General features: G+C 37.5%; 3 protein-coding genes and 1 pseudogene. All 4 read left to right on the top strand.

All coding sequences use genetic code 11. The annotated features are described in order from the left end of the window. Positions 1-213: pseudogene (locus C1642_RS17720) on the top strand (aromatic acid/H+ symport family MFS transporter); the annotation flags it as partial. A gap of 264 nt (positions 214-477) precedes the next feature. Then, positions 478-1,200: a helix-turn-helix transcriptional regulator gene (locus C1642_RS17715; RefSeq protein ID WP_103236671.1), complete on the top strand. Its 723-nt coding sequence runs from the start codon at positions 478-480 to the stop codon at positions 1,198-1,200. Positions 1,201-1,294: 94 nt separating this feature from the next. Continuing rightward, positions 1,295-2,806, top strand: coding sequence for an indoleacetamide hydrolase (gene iaaH, locus C1642_RS17710; protein WP_103236670.1), 1,512 nt, complete (start codon positions 1,295-1,297; stop codon positions 2,804-2,806). Between the two features lie 55 nt (positions 2,807-2,861). After that, the gene (locus C1642_RS17705; RefSeq protein ID WP_103236669.1) at positions 2,862-4,160 is read left to right on the top strand and encodes a carbohydrate porin; all 1,299 of its coding nucleotides are present in this window, start codon (positions 2,862-2,864) and stop codon (positions 4,158-4,160) included. The last annotated feature ends 227 nt before the right edge of the window (positions 4,161-4,387 follow it).

Raw genomic sequence — 4,387 nt, 5'->3', positions numbered from 1 at the left:
AATATGCGTTCAACAGGTGTGAGTTTTGCAGCAGCCATGGGACGTTTTGGTGCCATTTCAGGTCCGTTGTTTGGTGGTTTTCTCTTAGCTGTCAATCTGCCATTTGAACAGAATTTTATGGTCTTTTCTATTCCTGGCATTATTGGCGCTATTTCAATTGCTTTGTTTAAACATCGCAAATCTTCCGCAATACAACAGGCAGTGAAGAGTTAAATTCTTTACTGCTTTTTCAGATGCCCCCTAAATTTAGATTATTTTTGCGAAGGATTGACAGAGATAATCTAAATTTAAAATACAGCTATCTTCCGTTAAATTTGGCAATAAAACTCTTTACTACTTTGTTTGTATAAATCTATCTAAAAATAGTAAACATAAAGGACACGAGTAATAAAAAGTTATCAATATCTAGATATTGGTATGAAAAATGCTTGAATTAAATAGGCATTTTTTGTTCCACGATAGAAGGGAGTTCTTTTAATGTCTAGCAAATTGGAAATAACAAATAAAGAATTAGATCTATTTTCTGAAATCATATGGCGCCTACGAAAATCAGAAAGTAGTCATGAAAATATGCGACAACAAATACTCATTGATATTACCAAATTACTCAAATCAGATTTTGGGGCATCTCATATCTATGACTGCCATCAAGCAAGGTCTACCAAAGGTATTTCAATTAATATTGACTCTAAAATGATTCAAGAATATGAAAGTCATTTATATATTAGTGACTTTGTCACACGGAAAATGAGAGAACACCGTAAAGCCGCTTGTGTTGATAATCTCATTGATAGAAAAATACTTGAAGTTAGCGAACATTATAATGAGTTTCTTAAACCATGTGGCATGCACCATGGTATGAATGTTTTCTTTGTTAGTCAGAATCATGATATTGGTGACTTAAGAATTTGGCGGAGTGCTGACCAACCACCTTTTGATATAAAAGATTTGATGCTTATTAATGCATTAACTCCTTATTTTGAAGAATCGTTATCGGCTATTTCACCAAGGCCTACTAAACTGACACAACGTGAAATTTCAGTAGTAGAACATGTCGCAAAAGGTTGTAGTGATAAAGAAATCGCACGATTGATGGGAATTGAGTTCACCACCGTACGCACACATTTAAAGAATGCAATGCATAAAACTGGAGCTAGTAATAGAACTGATTTAGCAATTCGTGGTTTGATGCGTTGTTAAACTCATCATTTTTGAGGATGTGTTGAAAATCATTTTTATGGGTAAATCAGATAACGATACCACGGCGGTGTCGCATTAATCTGAGGGACTCAAAATGTCTAAAATGATACCACTTTTGACATTTGCAATTACATCAACAGTATCAAATATATCAAGAGCTGAAACACTACCTCCTCTTTATACATTGAGTGCAGAGCAAACTGCTCAAGCTATTTGTAATAAAAAGATTTCTAGCGAAGAGGTTGTGAAATATTGGGGTAAACGAATCGAAGACAGACCTCAACTGAATGCTTTTATCACAATAGATAAACAATATGCAGTGAATGAAGCAAAAAAAATTGATGCTCGACTTGCTAATGGCGGTACGTGCCGCCCATTAGAAGGTGTGCCAGTTGCAATTAAAGACAATATTCAGGTCGTTGGTTTCCCTAATACTGCAGGCACCCCAGCATTACGCAACTTTAAGCCAACACACAATGCTCCTATCATTAATCAATTATTGAAAGCTGGGGCAATTGTCATCGGCAAAACCAATATGCATGAATTAGCTTTTGGTGCGACTGGTTACAATACGGCTTATCATATTTCTGGTGTTATCGGTGTAAGAAATGCGTTTGATCAAAGCCGTATCGCTGGTGGGTCATCTTCAGGTAATGCTGCAGCATTAGGTGCACGTATGGTACCAATCGCAGTTGGTACTGACACAGGCGGTTCAACTCGTGAACCTTGTGCACTCAATGGATGCGTTGGATTTAGACCAACGGTAGGTCGTTATAGTGGACATGGAATTACTCCTATTTCAACGACACGTGACACTGCTGGCCCCATGGCTAACACCGTTAGTGATGTAATTCTGCTTGATTCAATTATGAGCGGAAAATCACCATTACCCGCTAAACCTGCCTCTAAAATCAGACTAGGGCTACCCGACTTTTTTTGGGCAAATCTAGATGATGATGTCCGTATTAAAGCAAATGATGCAATTGAAGCACTGAAAGCTTCTGGCGTTGAAGTTGTACCAGTTAAAATGCCTGAAATTCAAAGTTTAGTAGCAACAGTAGCAACCCCTGTTGCTATCGTAGAAGCAAAAAAAGCCCTTAAGAATTATCTGAAAGAACAAAAGACTGGAATTACCCTTGATCAAATGGTAACTCAAATTTCTAGTCCTGATGTTCAAGGTATTTTTCATGACATGGTAATGCCTGTGAAGATTCCAGGCAAAGATGGGAAGATGACTTCCGCAGAACCCGTTTATAAAAAGGCAATCAAGGATGGACTGCCTAAACTGGCCAAACTTTATAAGACTACCTTCGAAGAAAATAAAATTGATGGATTACTGTTCCCGACAGTTCCAGAAGTTGCAATTAAAACAGGTCCTGAAGTAGGAACACCTGAACATTTTCTTAGAATCATTCGCAATACTGATCCAAGCAGCAATGTCAGCATGCCAGGGATCAGTATCCCTGTAGGGTTAGGACCAAAAACCCAACTTCCTGTCGGCATGGAAATTGACGGAATGCCCGGCAAGGATGCAGAAATTCTCTCTATCGCTAAAACCCTAGAATCTATTTGGGGTCCTAGTCCAATTCCTGAAATTGCTCATTGAGTTTATTTACTAAACCCAGAGCTTTTCACGCTGTAATCTTCTTCAGGGAAAAATTATGAAAACAGTTAATTATGTTACGGACAATTTATTTTCACATCGTTATTTAAGTATTGTTTTATTGTTCGCAGGTGGTTTTTTATCAGCAGGCATTAATAATGCCAATGCAGATGATGAAGTATTTAAACCTCATGTTGTAATTACTAATCAAACAGTTGGAAATCTTGATACAGGTCCACGTCCACATTCTTTTGCTAATGCTGGAGCAATATTTACCGGTGCCGACGTCAATTTGGGGAAATTAATGGGTAACGATGCTGGTACTCTGCAATTTGAATACACTTTCTTCCCTTGGCTCCATAACACAGGTTTGCAATCATCAACCAAATGGCAAGGTGCAGCAGGAAGCGCATTTGCTGGTGCAACACTACATAATGATATTGATTCTACAGGATACCTTTCCTTATTTGCGTACAATCAAATGCTGTTAGATGACCACTTACAAATCACCTTGGGTCGAACCAACGCTCAACGATATTTCTATATCTCCAGTTGTGGCGCTATGATTGCATGTAATGACCCACTATTTATGTATACAACCGGTATTCTTCCATACCCTTATGGTAGTTGGGGAGCTTATTCAAAGTATAAAATGGATAATGGATTTTATACTCATGGTGGTGTATTTGAATCCACCCCGCAAGATTATGCAAATAAAACTAACGGCTTGCAGTGGGGCTTAGATGGATCAAGTAAGGCAACAAGCTTATTCGGTTTCGGTCACCAAGAGACAATCGCCCAAAATCCTTTACCACACAAATATGAATTAAATGTATTTTCTAATAGTGCTAAACAAGTTGATAGTGATAGTGGGAAAGAACATAACAGTAAAGGTATTCTCTTTCGCTTTAATCAAACCATTTATAATAATAATCCAACCTCGAAAGACCTAGATAAAGCATGGCAAGTATTTGGTGCTTGGTCTTGGAATGCTGACGAATTTCAGCCATTCCAACAATTTATTGAAGCTGGTATTTCTAGGATTGGTCCCTTTGGACGCCCTCAAGATTCGGTAAATTTGAAAGCAAGCTATTTACGATTATCCGAGAAACAAGCTGAATTCCAAACGCAACAAAGACTGGATGCTACTGGCATTGACCAGAGTACTTCACGTGGAGAATCTCGTGTTGAATTAAATATGCATTGGCAAGCTACTAATTATTTAGCGGTTGAACCAAGTATCCAATATATCTTTAACCCGAGCAATTTTTACAACCCTACTGCAAAACCTAATAAAGATGGTGCAGTTGTAGGACTACAAATTGTTTATAACTTAGGTGGACGTTTAGGGCTTTAAACAAATAAGTAAAAGGCATTGTTCTAGTGGAATCAATTCTATTAGTGGAGTTGATTCCGATCTAATATTAAGTTAATAAAAGTAATTTCCGTCTTGTTTTGACTCAATAACTTTCTTCTTAAAAAAAACCAGCTCTAAAACTGGTATAGAAATAGAATTCAAAAGCGACATTAGTACCAAATAACAAGCATATTCAAACTAGCCCATCTTTATATAGTTAAGATGAT

It is taken from the genome of Acinetobacter sp. AKBS16 (assembly GCF_002899995.1).
GTDB classification, from domain to species: Bacteria; Pseudomonadota; Gammaproteobacteria; order Pseudomonadales; family Moraxellaceae; genus Acinetobacter; species Acinetobacter baumannii.
This window is presented reverse-complemented; position numbering and strand designations above follow the sequence as displayed.